This is a genomic window from Streptomyces sp. NPDC059456 (genome assembly GCF_042750055.1).
In the GTDB taxonomy this organism is placed as follows: domain Bacteria; phylum Actinomycetota; class Actinomycetes; order Streptomycetales; family Streptomycetaceae; genus Streptomyces.
Genome location: NZ_JBHYVA010000070.1, coordinates 1 through 20,006, shown reverse-complemented (window position 1 = coordinate 20,006; position 20,006 = coordinate 1). Strand labels below are relative to the sequence as shown.

At 74.7% G+C, this 20,006-nt stretch carries 20 protein-coding genes; 15 read left to right on the top strand and 5 right to left on the bottom strand.

From position 1 onward, the window contains the following. Window positions 1-23: 23 nt before the first annotated feature. Both ACFXA3_RS09520 and sigK read right to left on the bottom strand, forming a co-directional pair. Window positions 24-773 carry an anti-sigma factor domain-containing protein gene (locus ACFXA3_RS09520; RefSeq protein ID WP_385184245.1) on the bottom strand — a complete coding sequence of 250 codons (750 nt, stop codon included), beginning with the start codon at window positions 771-773 and terminating at the stop codon, window positions 24-26. Further along, window positions 770-1,351, bottom strand: a complete 582-nt coding sequence (gene sigK, locus ACFXA3_RS09515) for an ECF RNA polymerase sigma factor SigK (protein ID WP_385184243.1) — start codon at window positions 1,349-1,351, stop codon at window positions 770-772. The genes ACFXA3_RS09520 and sigK overlap by 4 nt, the downstream gene beginning before the upstream one ends. 397 nt (window positions 1,352-1,748) lie before the next feature. On the opposite strand from sigK, the gene ACFXA3_RS09510 reads away from it, so the two are divergent. The 5 genes from ACFXA3_RS09510 (at window position 1,749) to ACFXA3_RS09490 (ending at window position 6,634) form a co-directional block, all read left to right on the top strand. Continuing rightward, window positions 1,749-3,011, top strand: coding sequence for an NAD(P)/FAD-dependent oxidoreductase (locus ACFXA3_RS09510; RefSeq protein ID WP_385184240.1), 1,263 nt, complete (start codon window positions 1,749-1,751; stop codon window positions 3,009-3,011). A 98-nt stretch (window positions 3,012-3,109) separates the two neighbouring features. Further along, window positions 3,110-3,847 (top strand): DUF1365 domain-containing protein, encoded by a 738-nt coding sequence (locus tag ACFXA3_RS09505; RefSeq protein ID WP_385184248.1) that lies wholly within the window; start codon window positions 3,110-3,112, stop codon window positions 3,845-3,847. Continuing rightward, window positions 3,844-5,121 carry a class I SAM-dependent methyltransferase gene (locus ACFXA3_RS09500; protein ID WP_385184238.1) on the top strand — a complete coding sequence of 426 codons (1,278 nt, stop codon included), beginning with the start codon at window positions 3,844-3,846 and terminating at the stop codon, window positions 5,119-5,121. Before ACFXA3_RS09505 ends, ACFXA3_RS09500 begins: the two co-directional genes overlap by 4 nt. Then, window positions 5,118-5,927 carry a DUF1295 domain-containing protein gene (locus ACFXA3_RS09495; RefSeq protein WP_385184235.1) on the top strand — a complete coding sequence of 270 codons (810 nt, stop codon included), beginning with the start codon at window positions 5,118-5,120 and terminating at the stop codon, window positions 5,925-5,927. Before ACFXA3_RS09500 ends, ACFXA3_RS09495 begins: the two co-directional genes overlap by 4 nt. Beyond that, the gene (locus ACFXA3_RS09490; RefSeq protein ID WP_385184232.1) at window positions 5,924-6,634 is read left to right on the top strand and encodes an alpha/beta hydrolase; all 711 of its coding nucleotides are present in this window, start codon (window positions 5,924-5,926) and stop codon (window positions 6,632-6,634) included. Before ACFXA3_RS09495 ends, ACFXA3_RS09490 begins: the two co-directional genes overlap by 4 nt. On the opposite strand, the gene ACFXA3_RS09485 is transcribed toward ACFXA3_RS09490, so the two are convergent. Both ACFXA3_RS09485 and ACFXA3_RS09480 read right to left on the bottom strand, forming a co-directional pair. Beyond that, on the bottom strand, window positions 6,612-7,232 hold the full coding sequence (locus ACFXA3_RS09485) for a hypothetical protein (RefSeq protein ID WP_385184230.1): 621 nt from the start codon (window positions 7,230-7,232) through the stop codon (window positions 6,612-6,614). The genes ACFXA3_RS09490 and ACFXA3_RS09485 overlap by 23 nt on opposite strands. A gap of 153 nt (window positions 7,233-7,385) precedes the next feature. Then, entirely contained in the window at window positions 7,386-7,796 is a 411-nt protein-coding gene (locus ACFXA3_RS09480; protein WP_030293642.1) for an organic hydroperoxide resistance protein, read from the bottom strand. Between the two features lie 124 nt (window positions 7,797-7,920). On the opposite strand from ACFXA3_RS09480, the gene ACFXA3_RS09475 reads away from it, so the two are divergent. From ACFXA3_RS09475 to ACFXA3_RS09430, 10 genes are all read left to right on the top strand, one after another. After that, complete coding sequence (locus tag ACFXA3_RS09475) at window positions 7,921-8,394, top strand: MarR family winged helix-turn-helix transcriptional regulator (protein WP_385184227.1); 474 nt, start codon at window positions 7,921-7,923, stop codon at window positions 8,392-8,394. An 86-nt stretch (window positions 8,395-8,480) separates the two neighbouring features. After that, window positions 8,481-9,368, top strand: a complete 888-nt coding sequence (locus tag ACFXA3_RS09470) for an oxygenase MpaB family protein (protein WP_385184225.1) — start codon at window positions 8,481-8,483, stop codon at window positions 9,366-9,368. A 10-nt stretch (window positions 9,369-9,378) separates the two neighbouring features. Beyond that, window positions 9,379-9,765 carry a VOC family protein gene (locus ACFXA3_RS09465; protein ID WP_385184223.1) on the top strand — a complete coding sequence of 129 codons (387 nt, stop codon included), beginning with the start codon at window positions 9,379-9,381 and terminating at the stop codon, window positions 9,763-9,765. Window positions 9,766-9,975: 210 nt separating this feature from the next. Beyond that, window positions 9,976-10,533 carry a DUF3291 domain-containing protein gene (locus ACFXA3_RS09460; protein ID WP_385184221.1) on the top strand — a complete coding sequence of 186 codons (558 nt, stop codon included), beginning with the start codon at window positions 9,976-9,978 and terminating at the stop codon, window positions 10,531-10,533. A 289-nt stretch (window positions 10,534-10,822) separates the two neighbouring features. After that, window positions 10,823-12,430, top strand: a complete 1,608-nt coding sequence (mdlC, locus tag ACFXA3_RS09455) for a benzoylformate decarboxylase (protein WP_385184218.1) — start codon at window positions 10,823-10,825, stop codon at window positions 12,428-12,430. 42 nt (window positions 12,431-12,472) lie between these two features. After that, complete coding sequence (locus tag ACFXA3_RS09450) at window positions 12,473-13,879, top strand: FAD-binding oxidoreductase (protein ID WP_385184217.1); 1,407 nt, start codon at window positions 12,473-12,475, stop codon at window positions 13,877-13,879. Next, window positions 13,876-15,339 (top strand): cytochrome P450, encoded by a 1,464-nt coding sequence (locus ACFXA3_RS09445; protein WP_385184214.1) that lies wholly within the window; start codon window positions 13,876-13,878, stop codon window positions 15,337-15,339. Before ACFXA3_RS09450 ends, ACFXA3_RS09445 begins: the two co-directional genes overlap by 4 nt. A 94-nt stretch (window positions 15,340-15,433) precedes the next feature. After that, entirely contained in the window at window positions 15,434-16,801 is a 1,368-nt protein-coding gene (locus tag ACFXA3_RS09440) for an alpha/beta hydrolase (protein ID WP_385184212.1), read from the top strand. A gap of 35 nt (window positions 16,802-16,836) precedes the next feature. Further along, a complete protein-coding gene (locus ACFXA3_RS09435) occupies window positions 16,837-18,741 on the top strand; it encodes a peroxidase family protein (protein ID WP_385184209.1) in 1,905 nt (634 codons plus the stop codon). After that, window positions 18,738-18,995, top strand: a complete 258-nt coding sequence (locus ACFXA3_RS09430; RefSeq protein WP_385184206.1) for a hypothetical protein — start codon at window positions 18,738-18,740, stop codon at window positions 18,993-18,995. The genes ACFXA3_RS09435 and ACFXA3_RS09430 overlap by 4 nt, the downstream gene beginning before the upstream one ends. Before the next feature lie 44 nt (window positions 18,996-19,039). Here ACFXA3_RS09430 and ACFXA3_RS09425 read toward each other — a convergent pair whose 3' ends face one another. Continuing rightward, entirely contained in the window at window positions 19,040-19,840 is an 801-nt protein-coding gene (locus tag ACFXA3_RS09425; RefSeq protein ID WP_385184204.1) for an alpha/beta fold hydrolase, read from the bottom strand. Between the last annotated feature and the right edge of the window lie 166 nt (window positions 19,841-20,006).

The window sequence follows — 20,006 nt, the reverse complement described above, 5'->3', positions numbered from 1 at the left end:
GGGTGCGGGTAGGGTTTGCGTGCTCACGCCGGCAGGGCCATGAGGAGCAGCGGCCGGGTGGTGGGGCGGACGGATCCGCCCTCGGGTTCGAGGGTGAGTCCGACCCCGGAGGCACTCTGGATGCCGCCCTGGAGGAGCATGGCCCCGTCGTGCGCCACGAGTCCGGCGGGACGCATGGTGCCGTGGTCGTCGAACCAGAGCTGGTACGTCCTGCCCGCGCCGGGTTCGGGGAGCCCGGCGCCGACGAAGACCGCCTTGTTCTGCGCCCTGGAGCTGACCACGGAGGTGGTCGCGCCGGTCGCGGTGCGGCCCCGCACCGTACGGGCGTCGGGCGCGGACATGACCGCGCTGAGGTCCTGGAGGCTGCGTTCGGAGGCCTGGACCTGCTGGAGGGCCTCCTCGGTGCGCTGGTTCTGCATGATGCTGACGCCTCCGAGCACGGCCGCCGTGGCGAGGCTCGCGGCGATGGCCAGCACGGTGGCCCTGCGGCGCAGGACCGCGGCGAACGTGATCGGCCTGCCCACGGACGGCAGCACCGGGGGCAGCTGGCGGACCGATTCGATGCCGTGCAGGACCGCGTCCTTCATCTGCGGGGGCGGCGCCAGGGTGGCGGCTCCGGCCAGGCGGGCGGCGGTGGCGGAGAATTCGGCCACCTCCTGCAGACAGGACGGGCAGTCGGCGAGGTGTGCCTCGAACACCTCGTGCTCCGCCGGTGTCAGGGCGTGGAGGGCGTACGCGCCGGTGAGGGTGTGCAGTTCCCCGTCGTGCTTCATGTGGTCACCCCCATGCAGTCGCGCAGCCGGATGAGTCCGTCGCGCATGCGTGTCTTGATCGTGGGCAGTGGTGTGCGCAGGGTCTCGGCGACCTCTCGGTAGGTCAGGCCCTGGTAGTAGGCCAGCGTGACGGCCTGGCGCTGGATCTCGGTCAGGCCGCGCATGCAGCGCCGTACCTGCTCGCTCTCCAGCCGGGTTTCGACCTGTTCCGCGACTTCGTCGAACGGGCGCGCCTGCTGGCGGGCGGCCTGGTCGTGTTCCCGGTTGATCGCTGCCTGGGCGGAGCGTACCCGGTCGACGGCGCGGCGGTGGGCGAGGGTCGCGGCCCAGGTCTGCACGCTGCCCTGGTCGGGGCGGTAGCGGGCGGCCTGCCGCCACAGGTCGATCATCACTTCCTGGGCCACCTCCTCGGACTGGGCACGGTCGCGCACGACGCGGACGACCATGCCGAAGACGGTTCCGGACAGGGCGTCGTAGAGGGCGGAGAAGGCGTCCTTGTCGCCGCGGGCCACTCGGGACATCAGGTCTTCGAGCGGGGGCGCGGTGTCGGGGGCGCCGAACGGCAGCGGTTGTCTCACCGGCCGGTCTCCCTTCCCTGCGGGTGCCCATGCGGATGCGGACTCGAGCGGATCGGCGGGGGCGGGGTGCAGGGTCGGCCGAGGGTGGCGGATGATCCGCCGGGGTCCGTCCATCGCATGACTGTCCTTCGCTCCGCGTGGCGCCAAGTTCGCGTTCTTGACCGGTCTTCGGAGCGGGCGCCCGTACGGATTGGCCCGCTCGCCCGGCAATTTACGCACGTGGGCACGGCACGGTCGGGGGAAGTTGTCCGTTCGTGCCAAGTCAGGAGGGGTGCCGCGGCGGAGGAACCGTTTTTCGATTCCTGCCCGTCGGCACCAATCCGCCGGCGCACCGGCCGCGAAGGAGGGGGGAGACGCCGTGGCCGACGGCGTGGCGACCAGTGGGGAGTGACGGATCGTGCGTACCCAGAGTGTGGCCGTGATCGGTGGCGGGGTGGCGGGTCTGACCGCCGCCTACGTCCTGCAAAAGGCGTGTGACGTCACGCTGTACGAGGCGGACCCCCGGCTGGGGGGTCACGCCCACACCCATGAACTGCCCGCCCCCGGGGGCGGAACGGTGCAGGTGGACTCCGGGTTCATCGTCCACAACGAGCGCACCTACCCCCTGCTGCTGCGGCTCTTCCGCGAACTCGGAGTGGCCACGCAGGACTCCGAGATGAGCATGTCGGTGCGGTGCGACGGCTGCGGCCTGGAGTACGCCGGGGCGCGCGGGCCCGCCGGCCTGTTCACCGGCCGGCCCGCCCTGCGGGGCCGGTACCTGCGGCTGCTGGCGGAGGTACCGCTGTTCCACCGGCGTGCGCGCCGCCTGCTGGCCGCGGGCACGGCGGAACCGTGGCACACGCTCCGGGCGTTCCTCGCCGACGGCGGGTTCTCGCAGTACTTCATCACGCACTTCGTCATCCCCCTGGTGGCGGCCGTGTGGTCGTGCCCCGCGGACACCGCGCTGGAGTACCCGGCCGCCCACCTGTTCCGCTTCCTCGACCACCACGGGCTGCTGTCCGTGACCGGATCCCCGCAGTGGAAGACCGTCACCGGGGGCAGCGCGGCCTACGTGCAACGGGTCGCGAAGGAGATCAGCAACGTCCGGACCGCGACGCCGGTCGAGCGGGTGGACCGGATACCGGGCGGCGTGCTGGTGGGCACCGAGGACGGGACCACCGACGCGTTCGACGCGGTCGTCATCGCCACCCATCCCGACCAGGCCCTGCGCCTGCTGGCCGATCCCACCCGGGACGAGCAGCGGATCCTCGGTGCGATCCGGTACGAGGCGAACTCGACCGTCCTGCACACCGACACCGCACTGCTCCCCCGTTCGCGCAGGGCCCGGGCCTCCTGGAACTACCACCTCGACGACTGCCGTCCCGGCACCCAGGGGGTCCGGGTCAGCTACGACATGACACGGCTCCAGCGCCTGCCGGGCCGTACCGGATACGTCGTCAGCCTGAACGCGGGCGACCGGATCGACCCGGAGCACGTCCTGGCCCGCATGGACTACGCGCACCCCGTCTACACCCCCGAGTCGGTGGCCGCCCAGCGGGCGCTGCCCCGCCTCAACACACGGGTCACCGCGTTCGCCGGGGCCTACCACGGGTGGGGGTTCCACGAGGACGGCTGCCGCTCGGGCGTGCGGGCCGCGGCCGCGCTGGGCGTCCGGTGGTGAGCCCCGTGGTCCCCCCGGTGGTGCCCCCGGCCGCGGCGCCCGGGACGGCTCCGGGAGCGGGCCCGCAGGAGGCCCCGCCGGTCCCGACCGCCCCGCCCCTGCCGGCGGTGGCCGTTCCGGCCCTGTACGACTGCGTCGTCTCCCACGCGCGGACGGCCCCGGTCCGGTACTCCTTCCGGCACCTCACGTACATGTGGCTCGTGGACCTGGACGAGCTCCCGCGGCTCCCGCGGCCGCTGCGCCCCCTGGCCCGTTTCGACGCCCGGGACCACTTCGCCGGCGCGCCCACGATCCGGGCCGGCCTCGACCGGTACCTCGCCTCCCGGGGCGTGCACCTCGACGGCGGGCGGGTCCTGATGCTGGCCCACGCCCGGGTCCTGGGGTACGTCTTCAACCCGCTGACCCTGTACTGGTGCCACGACCGCGCGGGCGCCCTGGTCTGCGTGGTCGCCGAGGTCCACAACACGTACGGGCAGCGCCACTGCCACCTGCTGCGCACCGACGGCGCCGGCCGGGCGGAGGCGGCGAAGGAGCTGTACGTCTCGCCGTTCTTCCCCGTCGACGGCCACTATCGGATGCGCCTGCCGGAGCCGCGGGAGCGGCTGGAGATCTCCGTCCAGCTCGTGCGCGCCGGGCAGCGGCCCTTCACCGCGACCCTGCACGGCCGGCACCGCCCCGCCACCCCCCTCGCCCTGCTGCACGCGGTCGCCCGGCGGCCCTGGTCCACGGCCGCCGTCTGGGCCGGGATCCGCCGCCACGCCATCCGCCTGCTGCTCCGGGGGCTGCCCGTCCAGCCCCGTCCCGACCGTGCACTCCAGGAAGGCATCGCCCCGTGACCCTCTCCCTTCCCCGCACCGCCGACGTACCCGCGCAGCGGTCCTGCGCCGAGACCCCGGCGTGGCCGGACCTGACCCGGCCGCCGACCGCCCCGTGGGGCCACACGGCCGTGGCCCGCCGGCTGATCCGCCGGGCCGTGACCGCCATGCCCCTGCACTGCCGGTTCGGCGCAGAGCCGCCGAGCGGCAGCGGGCCGTCGCTGACCGTGCACGATCCGGAGGCCTTCTTCCGCCGGATCGCGGCGTACGGCCTGATCGGCTTCGGCGAGTCCTACATGGCCGGCGAATGGGACAGCGACGACCTGCCCGGCCTGCTGACCGTGCTCACCGCCCACGTGGACGAGCTCGTCCCGGCCCCGCTGCGCCGGCTGCGCGGGGCGTGGGTGCGGCCCCGGCCCGAGGCGGAGCTGAACTCACGGGCCGGGGCCCGGCAGAACATCCGGCGCCACTACGACCTGTCGAACGAGCTGTTCGCGCTCTTCCTCGACGAGACCCTGTCGTACTCCTCCGCCGTCTTCACCTCCTTCCCCGCACGCCACGAGAGCCTGGCGGCCGCCCAGCACCGCAAGATCGACCGGCTGCTGGACCTCGCCTGCGTCGGTCCGGGGCAGTCGGTGCTGGAGATCGGCACCGGCTGGGGCGAACTCGCCCTGCGCGCGGCCGCCCGCGGGGCGCGCGTGACGACCGTGACCCTGTCCGCCGAGCAGCAGCACCTCGCGCGGCGCCGCATCGCCGCCGCGGGGCTGGCCGACCGGGTGGACGTGCAACTGCGGGACTACCGCGACCTGGAGGGCCGGTACGACGCGGTGGTGAGCGTGGAGATGATCGAGGCGGTCGGCAGGGACTTCTGGCCGACGTACTTCGCCGCCCTGCGCGACGCCGTGGCACCCGGCGGACGGATCGCCCTCCAGTCCATCACCATGGGGCACGAGCAGATGCTGCGCACCGCCCGGACGCACACCTGGATCGCCAAGTACGTCTTCCCCGGCGGCCTCATCCCCTCCCGCGAGGCCATCGAGACGCACGCGGCCGGAGCGGGACTGCGGATCGTCTCCGACCAGGGGTACGGCGACCACTACGCGCAGACCCTGCGCCTGTGGCGGGAGCGGTTCGTGCAGCGGGCGCAGGAGGTGGAGGCGCTCGGCTTCGACGCGACGTTCCGGCGGATGTGGGAGTTCTACCTCGCCTACTCCGAGGCCGGGTTCCGGGCCCGCTACCTCGACGTCCGCCAGATGCTCCTGATCCAGGACGTCTTCGACGGGGCGCCGCAGTGAACGCGGCCGCCCTGACGGCCCTCGGGAGCAATCTGGCCGCGGCCGCCGCCACGGCCGCGGCCGTGCTGCTGGCCGCCTTCGCGGTCGGGACGGCCCGTCGTCTGCACCGGACCGTCGACATCGCCTGGGGCCTCGCGTTCGCCGCCGTCGCGGCGCTCTCGTACGCCCTGTCGTCCGGGTACGGGGACGGCGGCCGGCGGCTGCTGGTCGCCGCCGCCACCGTCGTGTGGGGCGTGCGGCTGGCCGTGCACATCGCCTGGCGCGGCCGCGGGCAGGGCGAGGACCCCCGCTACACGAGGTTCCTGGCGCGCGGGCGGGGCAACCCGCATCTGCGCGCCCTGCTCATGGTGTACCTGCTCCAGGCGGGCCTGGTCTGGCTGGTCTCCCTGCCCGTGCAGACGGCCTCGTACGTGGACTCCCCCCTCGGTGTCCCGGCCGCGCTCGGCGTGCTGCTGTGGGCGGTGGGCCTGGCCTTCGAGGCCGTCGGTGACTTCCAGCTCTCCCGCTTCCGGGCCGATCCCGCGCACCGGGGCGCGGTCATGGACCGGGGCCTGTGGGCGTGGACCCGCCACCCGAACTACTTCGGGGACTTCCTGGTGTGGTGGGGGCTCTACCTGCTGGCCTGCGGTACCCGGGAGGCCGCGCTGGTGTGCCTGGTGTCCCCGGTGGTCATGACGCTGCTGCTGACCGTGGGCAGCGGCAAGCGCCTCCTGGAGGCCCATATGGCGGACCGCCCCGGCTATGCCGCCTATGCGGCCCGTACCAGCGGGTTCCTCCCGCTGCCGCCCCGGGGAGGCCGCGCATGACGAGGCCGACGGGCGCCCTGGTGCTGCGCCGGCTGCCCCGGGAGCCGGCCGCCGCGGTGCTCCTGCTGCACGGAGGCCGTGCGGTGGGGCTCGGCGCGCCGCCCCGGCCGAACCTGCCGGGGCTGCGGATGCGCCCCTTCGCCCGGGCGATCGCGGGCTCGCCGGCGGCGCGGGACCTGCTGGTGGCGGAGGTCCGCTACGTGCACCGGGGCTGGAACGGCGACCGGGCGGACCCGGTCCACGACGTCTGGCAGGCGCTGCGCGAACTGTGCTGCGTGGCCGGGCCGATGCCCGTGGTGCTGGTCGGGCATTCCATGGGCGGGCGCGCCGCACTGCGGGCCGCCGCCGACCCGCTGGTCCGTGCGGTGGTCGGGCTCGCGCCGTGGTGCCCGCCGGGTGAACCGGTCCTGCACCTCGGGGACACGGCGGTGGTGCTGCTGCACGACGAGGCCGACCGCGTCACCGATGCGCAGGCGTCGTGGGACTACGTACGGCGGGCCCGTGCCCGGGGCGCCCGGGCCGCGGGCATCGCCATGTCCGACGGACGGCACACGATGCTGCGCACGGCACCCGTCTGGCACCGGGCCGCCACGCAGACCACGCTGGGTCTCCTCGGGCTGGCGGCCCTCCCCGAGCAGTTGTTCACCGGCCGGGTGCCCCTGGCGCGGCCCGGACCCGTGCCGGTCAGCTGCCCGGGGCTGCCGTAGCCGTACGGGGGCGCCGGTCCCGGTCCCCGGCACGGCGCCCGAGGGGGCCGAACGCGAGGAGGAACAACAGTCCGGCCAGTGGCAGCAGATCCAGGCTGACGCCCGTGAGGACGACGCCCGCGACCACGACGACGGGCCGCCAGGCGGCGATCCGCCGCAGCGCCGCCAGCTGGGTCATGAGCAGCAACAGGCCGACGTGGAACAGGAGCGGGCCGACGGTGTAGACGGCGGGCTCCACACCCGCGTGGCTCCGGACCTGCCGGAAGAGGTCGTCCATCGTCTCGCGGTCCTCGCTCAGGAATCCGACGACGAGGTCGATGACCGCCTGGGCGACGACCGCCGCGATGCCGAGCAGGCCGGTGACCGCACCGGCGGCGGCGAGCCCCCGGCCGGCCGGTCCCCGGCCCGGCAGAGCCGTCCGCCGCATCACCAGCACGATGGGGACGAAGCACGCCGCGGCGGCCAGGAAGAAGAGGTGACCGAGGGACCAGGCGAGTCCGGGGCCGTGCTCCCCGTCGGTCAGCCGGACGAGCCCGTAGGCCGTCATACAGAGCGGACCGGCGGTGAACGCCGTCCGCTGCCAGGGTGTGTTCGACATGCCTTGATCGTGGCGGCGCCGGGCCGCCCCGGCCCTCGGGGAACGCCCTGATCCGCCCCTGAGACGCCCCTGACGTGGCCGACCGGCCGGCGCCGGCCGGTAGTGCGGAGCGCACCGGTCCGGGGGCCCTGCGGACAGGGCCCGCGATCGGGACTACTCGATCACCAGCTCGACCGGGATGTTGCCGCGGGTGGCCTTGGAGTAGGGGCAGACCTCGTGGGCCTGCTTGACCAGCAGCGCGCCCGTCTCGCCGGCGAGGGACTCCGGGAGCTCGACGCGCAGGGTGACAGCCAGGCCGAAGCCCGTGTCGTCCTTGCCGATCGAGGTCTCCGCGGTGACCGACACCTCACCGGTGTCGACCTTGGCCTGCCGGCCGACCAGACCGAGGGCGCTGGCGAAGCAGGCCGCGTAGCCCGCCGCGAAGAGCTGCTCGGGGTTGGTGCCCTGGCCGTTGCCGCCGAGCGCCGGGGGCATGGCGAGCGCGAGGTCGATCTGGCCGTCGGAGCTGACCGTGCGGCCTTCGCGGCCGTTGGCGGTGGCGACAGCGGTGTACAGCGCGTCCATCGGGGTTCCTCTCGCGGTGGTGACCGTGCCAGCCGGTGATCGGCTGACGTCCACTACTAGAGCACACAATTCAGTTGTGCACAACTAAATGACCCGCAAGCTTTGTCCGGGTACACTGGCCCGCATGAGCGAGCAGCACACCGAAACCCTCCGCGACGAGGACTTCCTCCGCCTGGACGGCCAGATCTGCTTCGCGCTGAACGCCGCGGGCAGGGCCTTCAACGGCCTCTACCGCGTCGTCCTGAAGGACCTCGGCCTGACCTACCCCCAGTACCTGGTGATGCTGGTGCTCTGGGAGCACGGCACGACCCCGGTCAAGGAGCTCGGACACCATCTGCGGCTCGACTCGGGCACGCTGTCGCCCCTGCTCAAGCGCCTGGAGGCGGCCGGCCTGGTCCACCGCGAGCGCAGCACCGAGGACGAGCGGTCCGTACGCGTCGCCCCCACCGAGGCCGGTACGGCGCTGCGCGCCCGCGCGGTGGAGGTGCCCCGCAGGATCGCCGCGGCCACCGGTTTCGAGCTCGCCGAGATCCGCGACCTGCAGACCCGCCTGCACCGCCTCACCGCGGCCCTCGACGCCGCCGTCCCCGAGGTGTGAGCCACCGCCCGTGACGCGTGCCGGGGCCGCGGACCGGTTGTCCGAAAGCCCGGATGCGGGGGCGGCCCGTGGACGACAATGGACGGATGAACGTTCCGGCGCCCGCCCTGGACCGGCTGAGGGAACAACTCGGCCGCAGCCTGTTCGCGCGCGTCGCCGGGCCCTCCGGTCCGCAGAACCGCGCCCGCATCCACGACACCCCCGGCCCCCGCTGGTTCGGCCCGGACCGCCCGATCCGCACCGTCCACGGCGACGCCTCGATGTTCATCGGCGGGATCACCGCGCTGCTGCTGCAGTCCCTGCATCCGCTGGCCATGGCCGCCGTCGCGGCGCACTCCGGCTACCGGGGGGACCCCTGGGGGCGGCTCCAGCGCACCAGCACCTTCCTCGCCGTGACGACGTACGGCACCGCGGACGACGCCGAGGAGGCCGTCGCGCAGGTGCGCGCCGTCCACGAACGGGTGCGCGGGACGACCGCCGACGGACGGCCGTACCGGGCCGGCGACCCGCACCTGCTGGGCTGGGTGCACGTCGCCGAGGTCCACTCCTTCCTGCGGGCCCACCAGAGGTACGGCGCCCGCCCCCTCGACGGCGCCGGCTGCGACGCATACGTCGACGACGCCGCCCGGGTGGCCCTCGCCCTCGGCGTCAGCGACCCGCCGCGCGACCGGGCCGCGCTCGCCGCCCGGCTGGCGGCCTACCGGCCGGAGCTGCGCGCCACCCGCGAGGCGCGCGAGGCCGCCCGCTTCATCCTGCGCCGCCCGCCCCTGCCGCCGGCCGCCCGCGGCCCGTACGCCGTCCTGGCGGCGAACGCCGTGGGGATGCTGCCGCCGTGGGCCCGCGACCTGCTCGGCCTCCCGTACGTTCCGCTCCTCGACGTGGCCTGCGTGCGGCCGGCGGGCCACGCCCTGACCGGGGGCATCCGCTGGGCCATGCGCCCGCCCCGGGCGGCGCACGCTCCCGGCCGGGCATAGGTTCGGCGCCATGGTGCACGTACTGGGCAGCCGGACGCTGCTGACCCCCACGGACCCGGAGCGCTCGCGCGCCTTCTACGGCGGCGCGCTGGGGCTCGCCGTGTACCGGGAGTTCGGCACCGGGCCCGACCGCGGCACGGTCTACTTCCTGGGCGGCGGCTTCCTGGAGGTCTCGGGCCGCGCCGCGCAACCCCCCGCGCCGGGCCTGCGGCTGTGGCTCCAGGTCGCCGACGTGCAGGCGGCGTACGAGGAGCTGCGGGCGCGGGGCGCGGAAGTGCTGCGGCCGCCCCTGCGGGAGCCCTGGGGGCTGATCGAGATGTGGATCGCCGACCCGGACGGCGTGCGCATCGCCGTGGTGGAGGTCCCGGAGGACCATCCGCTGCGCTTCCGCCCCTAGGGGCCGGAGCCGTCGATCCTCAGCGGGCGGGTCTGCGCTCCCGGGCGGACACGCAGGGCGGGCGGAGCCCCCAACGGCCCGCGCAGGAGGCCACTTTGACGGGGAAAACGCAACTTCGACAGGGGCTGCAGAGGCGGCTACCTTCACCTGGTCCTCGGCGATCACCCACGGTCGCACAGGAGTTCACACCCCCCGACCAGGGAGAAACACGTGCCCCGTCTTGCCCTGTACACCTTCGGCGTCCTGAAGTCGCCCCTCGCCGACCCCGGACCGCTCACGCGCGAGTTCTACGAGCGCGGTGAGGCCGTCTACCGGAAGATCAGCCGGCATCCCGGATACCTCGCGCGCGCCGAAGCGGCGGGTGGCGACCGGGGCGTGCTCTTCGAGGCGGACTGGGGTCCCTGGGGAGAGTTCGCCGTACCGGCCTGGTACGACAAGGGCCGCACGGCGGAAACCACCGCCCTGGCCACGACCCTCTCGCTCTGGACGGGCCTGCGCCCCGCCTTCGACGCCGTCTACACCGGCCTGCACCGTGAGGCGCTGAACAGGCGTCACGACTGGTTCGAGAGGACGGCACACCCGACGCACGTGTTCTGGTGGGTGCCCGACGGCGCGATACCCACCTGGCAGGACGGGGTGCGCGGGCTGGAACACCTCCACGACCACGGCTCCGCGCCGCACGCCTTCACCTTCCACCACGCGTTCGCCCCGGACGGAACTCCGGCCAGGGCCAACGACATCGGACCGGAGGGCGACCAGGCTCACTGACGGGGCCGCGGCGGACCGGCCGGGCGGCCGGGGCCCGGCCTGCCGTGTCGGCGGCCGGGTCCGCGCCCGATCGCCGGATCACACCCCTTCGCGTCCACCCGTCGGGGGGACATCCGGCGCCCGTCGTGGACGCGGTGTCAACCGTGTCCGGCCGGGCGGCCGGTGCCGGGACGGGCCCGCCGCGGGCGCATAGCACAGACGGGTATGCCGTGGAGGCTTTTTGTAAAGATCAACTCAGTGTGCTGGATTGATCACCGACAGTGCCCCCGGCTGCGCGGAAGGACACCGCATGCGCACGGTTCGCGAATCAGTCCTGGACGTTCTACGAGCACGTGGTATCACCACCGTCTTCGGTAATCCCGGCTCGACCGAGCTGCCGATGCTCAAGCGGTTCCCCGAGGACTTCCGGTACGTCCTCGGCCTCCAGGAAGCCGTCGTCGTCGGGATGGCCGACGGATTCGCCCTCGCCTCCAGAACCACCTCCCTCGTGAACCTGCACACCGGACCCGGCACCGGCAACGCCATGGGCGCCATCCTCAACGCCCGCGCGAACCGCACCCCGATGGTCGTGACCGCCGGCCAGCAGGTGCGCGCCATGCTCACCATGGAGGCCCTGCTCTCCAACCCGCAGGCCACGCTGCTCCCCCAGCCCGCCGTCAAGTGGGCGTACGAGCCCCCGCGCCCCGCGGACGTCCCGGCCGCGCTGGCCCGCGCCGTGCAGATCGCCGAAACCCCGCCCCACGGGCCGGTGTTCCTCTCCCTCCCCATGGACGACTTCGACGCCGAGCTGACCGAAGCGCAGGACCTGGCCGTTCGGGCGGCCGCCGCCCGGCGGATCACGCACGCCGCCGCGCCCGACGCCGGCGCCGTCGCCGCGCTCGCCGACCGGATCTGCGGTGCCCGCTCCGCCGTCCTCGTCGTCGGCGACGACGTCGACGCCTCCGGCGCCTGGGACGCGGTCCTCGCGCTCGCCGAACGCACCGGACTGCCCGTCTGGGCCGCGCCCGTCTCGGCCCGCGTCTCCTTCCCCCGCAGCCACCCGCAGTTCCGCGGCGAGCTGACCCCGGCGATCGGGCCGCTCGGCGCGCAGCTCGCGGGGCACGACCTGGTCGTCGTCATCGGCGCGCCGGTGTTCCGCTACTACCCCTACATCCCCGGGGCCCACCTGCCCGAGGGCACCGGGCTCGTCCTCCTCACCCGGGACGCCGAGGAGGCCGCGAAGGCGCCCGTCGGGGACGCCGTCGTCGCGGACCTGGCACTGACCGTACGGGCCCTCGCGGACCGGCTCCCGGCCGGCGGTGGGAGCACCCCCGCGCCGCACGGGCAGGTGCGGTTCCCCGAGGCGGCCGAGGGCGTCATGCCCCCGCTCGCCGCGCTGACGGCCATCGCCCAGGGCGCGCCCGAGAACACCCTGTGGGTCAACGAATCGCCTTCCAACGTCCCGCAGTTCCACGAAGCCACCCGGATCAGCAGCCCGGACTCCTACCTCTTCTCCGCGGGCGGCGGACTGGGCTTCGGGGCCGCGGCAGCCGTCGGTGCGCAGCTCGGCGCACCCGGCCGGCCCGTGGTCTGCGTCATCGGCGACGGTTCGATCCACTACGCCGTGCAGGCGCTGTGGACCGCGGCCGCCTACCGGGTGCCCGTGACCTTCGTCGTCCTCAGCAATGCCAAGTACGCGATCCTCCAGTGGTTCGCGCAGCTCGAACACGCGCAGGGTGCGCCCGGCCTCGACATCCCCGGGCTCGACATCACGGCCGTCGCCGAGGGCTACGGGGTGCGCACGCACCGGGCCCACGGCGCGGGTGAACTCACCAAGCTCGTCAGGGATTCCGCGTCCCGGCAGGACGGACCGGTGCTCATCGACGTGCCCGTCACCACCGAGCTCCCCTCCCTCTGAAACCCGGCCGCTGGCCCCGCCACCCTCACCGGAAGGCCCCTCATGTCGCCCGACACACCCCTGCTGTCCCGTCTGCGCACCCTGCTCACCGACCACGCCGACGTCCTGCACACGGACCCCGAGACCCTCGCCGCGCACGCCCACGACGCCGCCCCGTTCTCCGAGGCCGGCACCCCGGCCGTCGTCGCCTTCCCGCGCACCGCCGAGCAGGTCCGGCACATCATGCGCACCACGTACGACCTCGGCGTCCCCGTCGTCCCGCAGGGCGCCCGCACCGGTCTCGCGGGCGCCGCGAACGCCATCGACGGCTGTGTGGTCCTGAGCACCGCGCGGATGGACCGCATCCTGGAGATCGACCCCGCCAACCGGCTCGTGCGCTGCGAGCCGGGGGTGGTCACCAAGCGGCTGAACGACGCCGTCGCCGAGCACGGCCTCTCCTACCCGCCGGATCCCGCCTCCTGGGAGCACTGCACGATCGGCGGGAACATCGCCACCGGCGCCGGCGGGATCTGCTGCGTCAAGTACGGGGTGACCGCCGACTACGTGCGCGGCCTGGACCTCGTCCTCGCCGACGGCCGCCGGATGCGGACCGGGCGGGACACGGCGAAGGGGGTCGCCGGGTACGACCTGACGCGGCTGCTCGTCGGCTCCGAGGGCACCCTGGCCGTCATCGTCGGCGCCACGCTCGGGCTGTGCCCCGTACGGCCGCCCGCGCTGGCGATGCTGGCCCAGTTCCCGACGCTGACGGCGGCCGGGGACGCCGTCGCCGCGATCACCGCGGCCGGCCACGTCCCGTCCGCCCTCGAACTCCTCGACCGGGCCACGTCTCAGGCCGTCGCCGACCACGGGCACCCGATGCTGGCCCCCGGCGCCGCGGCCACGCTCATCATCGAGAGCGACACCGCCGACCCCCGCCGCGACCTCGCGGCGATGGCCCTGCTGTGCAAGGCGGCCGGGGCCGGGAACCTGGTCACCGCCTCCGGTGCCGAGGAGTCCCGGCAGGTGATCGAGGCCCGGAGGCTGGTCACCCCCGCCCTGGGCGCGTTCGCCGCGACGCTCGGCGGCAGGCCGACCGCCTTCATCGAGGACGTGGCCGTACCGCGCTCCGAACTGGCCAAGTTCATGGGCACCATCGAGGAGATCGCCGTACGCAACCGGCTGCGGATCTTCACGCTCGGCCACGCGGGGGACGGCAACCTGCACCCCACCGTCGTCTTCGACGAATCGGACGCGGACGAGTTCCGGCGGGCGCAGACCGCGTACGACGACATCATGGCCGCGGGCCTCGCGCTCGGCGGCACCAGCACCGGCGAGCACGGGATCGGCACGCTCAAGCGCGAGTGGCTCACCCGTGAGCTCGACCCGGTCAGCCTGGAGCTCCAGCGCGGGCTCAAGCGCCTCTTCGACCCGAAGAACCTGCTCAACCCCGGGAAGGTCGTGGAGGCGTGAGCGAGGCCACGGCCGGCTCCGCCGCCACCACCGGGAGCACCACCGGGACCGCCGGCCAGGGCGTCGCCGGGACCCCGGCCGAAGCCGCGGGCACGGAAGCCGCGGGCGGGGAAACCTCCGCCCCCGTCCTCGCCGTACCGCGGCCCGCCCGGGCCGGGCGGGCCGAGACCGTCCGCTTCGCCGCCACCCACACGCTGCCCGCGTTCGTCCGCGGGGCCTTCCACCTGCGGCCCCGGGTCGTGGCGGCGTACGCGGCCCTGGGCCAGCAGGGCTGGTCGGCCGCGACGCTGCGGGCCATGCGCGCCCGGCACGGCGGGGCGCCCGTCGAGGTGCGCGGCCTGTCCGGGCCGCTGCTGGTCCTGCTGGACCACGCCGACGTGCGGCGGTTCTACGAACTGCCGGTGTGCACCCTGGCCATGGACGCGCCCGACAAGTACAAGGGGCTGTCGCTGCTGGAGCCCACCGGGGTGATCTGCTCGCACGGCGACACCCGCGAGGAGCGCCGGCGCGTCAACGACGAGGTGCTCGCGGCCGACCGGCCCGTGCACCCCTCCTGCGCCGAGTTCCGGTCGGTGATCGGGCAGGAGGCGCCCGCCCTGGTCCGGGGCCCGGAGCTGGACTTCCCGCTGCTGCGCCGCACCGTGGCCCGGATCGGGCGCCGGATGGTCCTCGGCGACGCGGCCGCGGGGGACGAGGAACTCGCCCGGTGGCTGCTCGCGATCCGCGAGGAGGCCAACTGGATGCGGATGCGCAAGGGCCGGGCCGCCGCCGCCGAGGCGCTCTACCGCAGGGCAGCCGCCCGTGTCGAGGAGTACGCCGCCCGGGCGGAGCCGTACACCCTGACGGCGCTCGCCCGCAGCCATCCGGCCGCCGCGGGGCCGGACGCCGCCGCACTGGACGCGGTGGGCCAGGCCCACCACTGGCTGCTCGCCCTCGACACGGTCGGTCCGACCGTGGCCCGTACGCTGCTGCTGCTCGCCGCGCATCCCGCCGAGCAGGAGGCGCTGCGGGACGAGGTGGACGGCGGGGGCGCGGAACTGCCCCGGCTGCGGGCCTGTGTGCAGGAGACCCTGCGGCTGTTCCCGATCGTGCCGGACCTCGTACGGGTGACCCGCGCGGAGACGCAGTGGCGCGGGGTGCACTATCCGCCCGGGACGGCGGTGCTGGTGCCCGCGCTGTTCCACCAGCGGGATCCCGAACACGTGCCGGCGGCCCACCAGTTCGTGCCCGGCCGGTGGCTGCGGCCGGGGGCGGCGCAGGACGTCCGGATGGCGCCGTTCAGCCACGGCGGCGGGCGCTGTCCCGGCGAGCACCTGGGCGTGCTGACGACCGCCGAGCTGGTCGCGACGGTGCTGCGGGGCCACCGGGTCACCGGCGGCCGGCCCGCGGTGGACCCGTGCCTTCCGCTGCCCGGAATCCTCTCCTCGGCCGGTATCCGGCTCACCCTCGAACGGCGCTGAGCACGTGCCGCGGGGCCCGGCCGGCCGCCGGGACCCCGCGCCGCACCCGCTCGCCCGCCGCTCCCGTCCCCACCATGCCCCGGAGGGCACCTGCATGACCGATGCCATGACCGCCGTCGCCGGGAACGAGCACGGGCACGAACCGGAGATCGCGTCCCTGCACCACCTGTGCCGGGTGCTCGCGGAGGCCGCCGAAGGGGTCGGCGAGGCCTCCCGGTACGCCTCCGAACTCGCCCTCGGCACCCGGCTGACGCGCACCGCCCGCGGCGGCGCCGCCCGGCGCGCCCTGCTGCGGACGATCACCGACCCCAAGGGACTGGGCTGGGCGCTGCGCGGTCGCGGCCTCGCCCGGATCGGCCGGCTCGCCGGGGTGTTCACGAGCCGGGAGAGCCTCGCGGTCAGCCTGGCCGTGACGGGCCTCAAGGCGCGGATCCGGGCCGCTGCCGTCAGCCACCCCGAGCTGCTCGCCGATCCCGACACCGCGCGGGTGCTGCGGGCCGTCGCGGAGGACCGGCAGCGGGAGGCGGTCCGGGTCTTCCGCTCCATCCTCGGCAACAAGGGCGCCGAGCGGACCTTCGCCCTGCTGGCGCCCTCGTTCGCCGACGTCCTGGCGTGGAACGCCCTCACCGACGAGAACCCCCTCAACGACGGCGCGGGCTGGGAGATCGCGACCGGGCGCACCCTGACCGGCGCCGAGCCGGTCCTCGGCGTCAGCGGCCGCGTCTGGGCCTTCCTCGACCGCGGACCGGGCCGGGCCGAGCCCTTCGTGCCCTCCCCCGCACTCGCCGAACGCCTCGACACCACCGGCACGATCGCCGGGTACGTCCGCAACATCGACGCCGTGGGCACCGACGGGACGCTGCTGGTCCAGCAGGTCACGGGACCCGACGGGGTGCAGCGGTACGTCGTCCAGCTCGCGGGCATGTCCGGCGTCCGCGACGAGAGCCCCCAGGACCTGCTGGGTGCCGTGCACGCGGTCGCGCGGCCGGCCACCCCGTACTCCAGGGCGGTCTCCAAGGCGCTGCGCCGGCTGGTCCCCTCGGGCAGCGACGTGGCCCTGGTGGGCCACAGCCTGGGCGGGATCACCGCCATGAACCTGGCGGCCGACCGGGACTTCTGCGAGATCCACCGGGTGACGCACGTCGTCGCGATCGGCTCCCCCATCGACGGCAAACGCCCCGCCGATCCGCGGACCCGGGTGTACTCGCTGGTCAACGAGCACGACGTGGTGCCCAGCCTGGAGGGCCGCTCGTCGGTGTCCCCGTACGCGCTGCCCGAGCAGTTCACCGAGTTCACCTGGACCGACGACACGCACGCCTTCCCGCTGTGCCACGCCGCCGAGCGGTACGCGCACAACCTCGAACACGAGGTCCCCGAGGTGAGCGCGCGCGTGGACGCCGACCTCGCGCCGTTCCGGGGCCGGGTGACCGCCGCCCGCTTCTTCAAGCTCCACGACCGCTGACCGCACCCCTTGCCCGCCGACCGCTGAGGAACACCATGACCGACACCACCTCCACCGAGCAGAGCGCGGCCCCGCGGGCCACGGCCGGGGCGGGCGTGCCCGCGCAGGCCGCCGGGCCCGCCCCGGCTCCCGCGTACGGGCCGCCCGGGCTCCTCGAACGCCTCGGCTCGGCGGCCTTCGCCCGCGTCAACCGCACCCGGGAGTGGCACGAACTGCCGCTCCCCCTGGGGCTGCTGAACCTCCGGGTGCTCCGCGACGACCTGCGCCGCAAGAACCTGTACGACACCTACGGCGCGGGCGGGGAACGTCGCCGGCGGACGACGCCCTCGCTCGCGCCGTTCCGCTCGTACGACGGGTCGGGCTACGACCCGTACGACGAGGACATGGGCCGGGTCGGCACCCGGCTCGACCGCAACGCCCCGCTGTACCTGGCCTTCCCGGACCCGGAAGAGGAGCTGATGTCGCCGAGCCCGCGCGAGATCAGCAGGCAGCTGCTGGCCCGCAAGGGGTTCGTGCCCGCGCCCGCCCTCAACCTGCTGGCCGCCGCCTGGATCCAGTTCGAGAACCACGGCTGGGCCAACCACGGCGACAACGAGGAGGCCGAACCCTTCACCGTCCCGCTCGCCGAGGACGACGACTGGGCCGAGCACGGCGGCAGCTGCCCGATGCGCGTGAACCGCACCCGCCCCGACCCGGTCGCGCACACCGCCGCGGACGCCCCGCCCACGTACGAGAACACCGTCACCCACTGGTGGGACGGCTCGCAGATCTACGGCTCCGACGAGGCCCGCTGCCGGGCGCTGCGCACGGGCGAGCACGGGCGGCTGATCGTCGAGGACGGCCGGCTGCCGGCCGACCCGCGGCCCGGGAAGTCCTGCCTGGACCGGACCGGCATGAACAGCGACTACTGGGCCGGCCTGTCGCTGCTGCACACGCTCTTCGCCAAGGAGCACAACGCGATCTGCGACTACCTGCGCGCCCACTACCCGACGTGGGACGACGAGCGGCTCTTCCACACCGCGCGGCTGGTCAACACGGCACTGATGGCGAAGATCCACACGGTGGAGTGGACGCCCGGCATCCTCGACACCCCGGTCCTGCGCCACGCGATGGACGCCAACTGGTACGGGGTGCTGCCGCGCTGGGTCGGCAGGACGTTCGGCCGGGTCGGCAAGGGCGAGATGCTCAGCGGGATCCTCGGCTCCCCGACCGACCACCACGCGGCGCCGTTCTCCATGACGGAGGAGTTCGTCTCCGCGTACCGGCTGCATCCGCTGATCCCCGACGAGCTGGCGGTCCGCGACCACCGGGCGGGCTCCGTGCGCGCGACCATCGGCTTCGACGACATGCAGGGCAGGTCCACCCGCACCGCGATCGACGCGTACGGCATGAGCGACCTCTTCTACAGCTTCGGCACCGCCCACCCCGGAGCCCTCGTCCTGCACAACCACCCCGACGCGCTGCGCAATCTGGCGCGGCTCACCGGCGAGCACGTCGACCTCGGCACGGTCGACATCCTGCGCGACCGCGAGCGCGGCATCCCCCGCTACAACGCCTACCGGCAGATGCTGCGCAAGCGCCCGGTCACCTCCTTCGAGGAGCTGACCGGCGGGCACCCGGGCGACACGCCGCTGCTGAAGGAGCTGTACGAGGGGCGGCTGGACCGGGTGGACACGCTGGTCGGCAACCTCGCCGAGCCGCGGCCGGCCGGATTCGGGTTCAGCGACTCGCTGTTCCGGATCTTCATCCTGATGGCGAGCCGACGGCTCAAGAGCGACCGGTTCTTCACGACGGACTACCGGCCCGAGATCTACACGCCGGAGGGCCTGGAGTGGGTGGACCGGGGCGGCATGGTCTCCGTCCTCCTGCGCCACCACCCCGAACTCGCACCGGCCCTCGACGGGGTGACCAACGCCTTCGCTCCCTGGAGGGCCCTGTGAGCGCCGTTCCCGCGCCGCGCACGGAGCGGCCGGGGCGGGGGTGCGGGCCCGCGGAGGGGCTGCGGACCCACGCGGCGGAGCTGCTGCGGCACGCGGAGCGGCTGCGGGCGGGAGCCGCCGCGCTGGACTGGAAGGGTCCGCAGGCCGAGGCCTTCCGGTGGCGGGTCGAGGCCCTGGCCGACCGCTGCGCGACGGCGGCGGCCGGCCTGGCCCGGTCCGCCGGGCAGCTGGACGCGGCCGTACGCCCGCGCTGACGCCGGGGGCCCGGCTCCGCCCGGGAACCGGGCCCCCGTGCTCCTCACCGCTTCCGCGCCCGGTCCACCACCTCGCGCACCGCGTCCGCGACCAGCCGGGGCTGCTCGACCGCGATGCCGTGGCCGCTGCCGGTGTCGGTGACGTGCCGGGCGTGGAGCTCGCGGGCGAGGTCGTCCTGGGCGGCGAGCCAGGCCTGCCAGGTCGATCCGCTGTCGCCGACCCGGAGGTCCCACGGCCGGTCGGAGGTCAGCACGGCGGCGGGCAGGGGGTGCGGCATCGGGGGCGCGCCCCGGATCTGCGCCACGGAGGCCTCGTAGTCGGGCACTTCGAGGCCCTTCCCCCGGTCCATCGCCGCGATCTTGTGCATCCAGTCCGACCACTGGGCCGGCGTCAGGGTGTCGCGCAGGTACGGTGACGCGCCGTCGACGGTGACGAGGCCGGACACCCGGGGGAAGTCGGTGCGGGCGAAGAGCTCGGCGATCATCGCCCCCCAGGAGGCGCCGACCAGCACGAACGGCCCGTGCTCGCCGGCGGCGGACAGCACCGCCCGCAGGTCCCGCACCCCCGCCCGCGCCGTGGTGGGCTGGGGCACCGGGGTCGAGGAGCCCGGCTTCCCGTCGGTCCGCGTGGTCCCGGGGCGGTCGTAGGCGCACACCCGCGTGAACGAGGCGACCGCCGGAAGCACCGCCGCCGCACTGGGTTCCAGGCCGCCCGTGGGGGCGGCGGGGTCCACGACGTGGGTCCACTCGTCCCCGGCCCCGCGCGCCCCGGAGAGGAGCACGACGGTCGGGGAGCCGGTGCCCCGGCACTCCAGCCGGATGCGGCGGCCGCCGCCCACGGGCACCGGGCGGGAGGAATCCCCGGAGGTGCCGCCCGGGGACACGGTCGCCGCGGGAGTGGCCGTCGGCCTGGCCGTTGGCGTGGCCGTCGGCCTGGCCGTTGGCGCGGCTGTCGGCGTGGCCGTGACCGTGGCCGTTGGCGTTGGCGCGGCTGTCGGCGTGGTCGTGGCC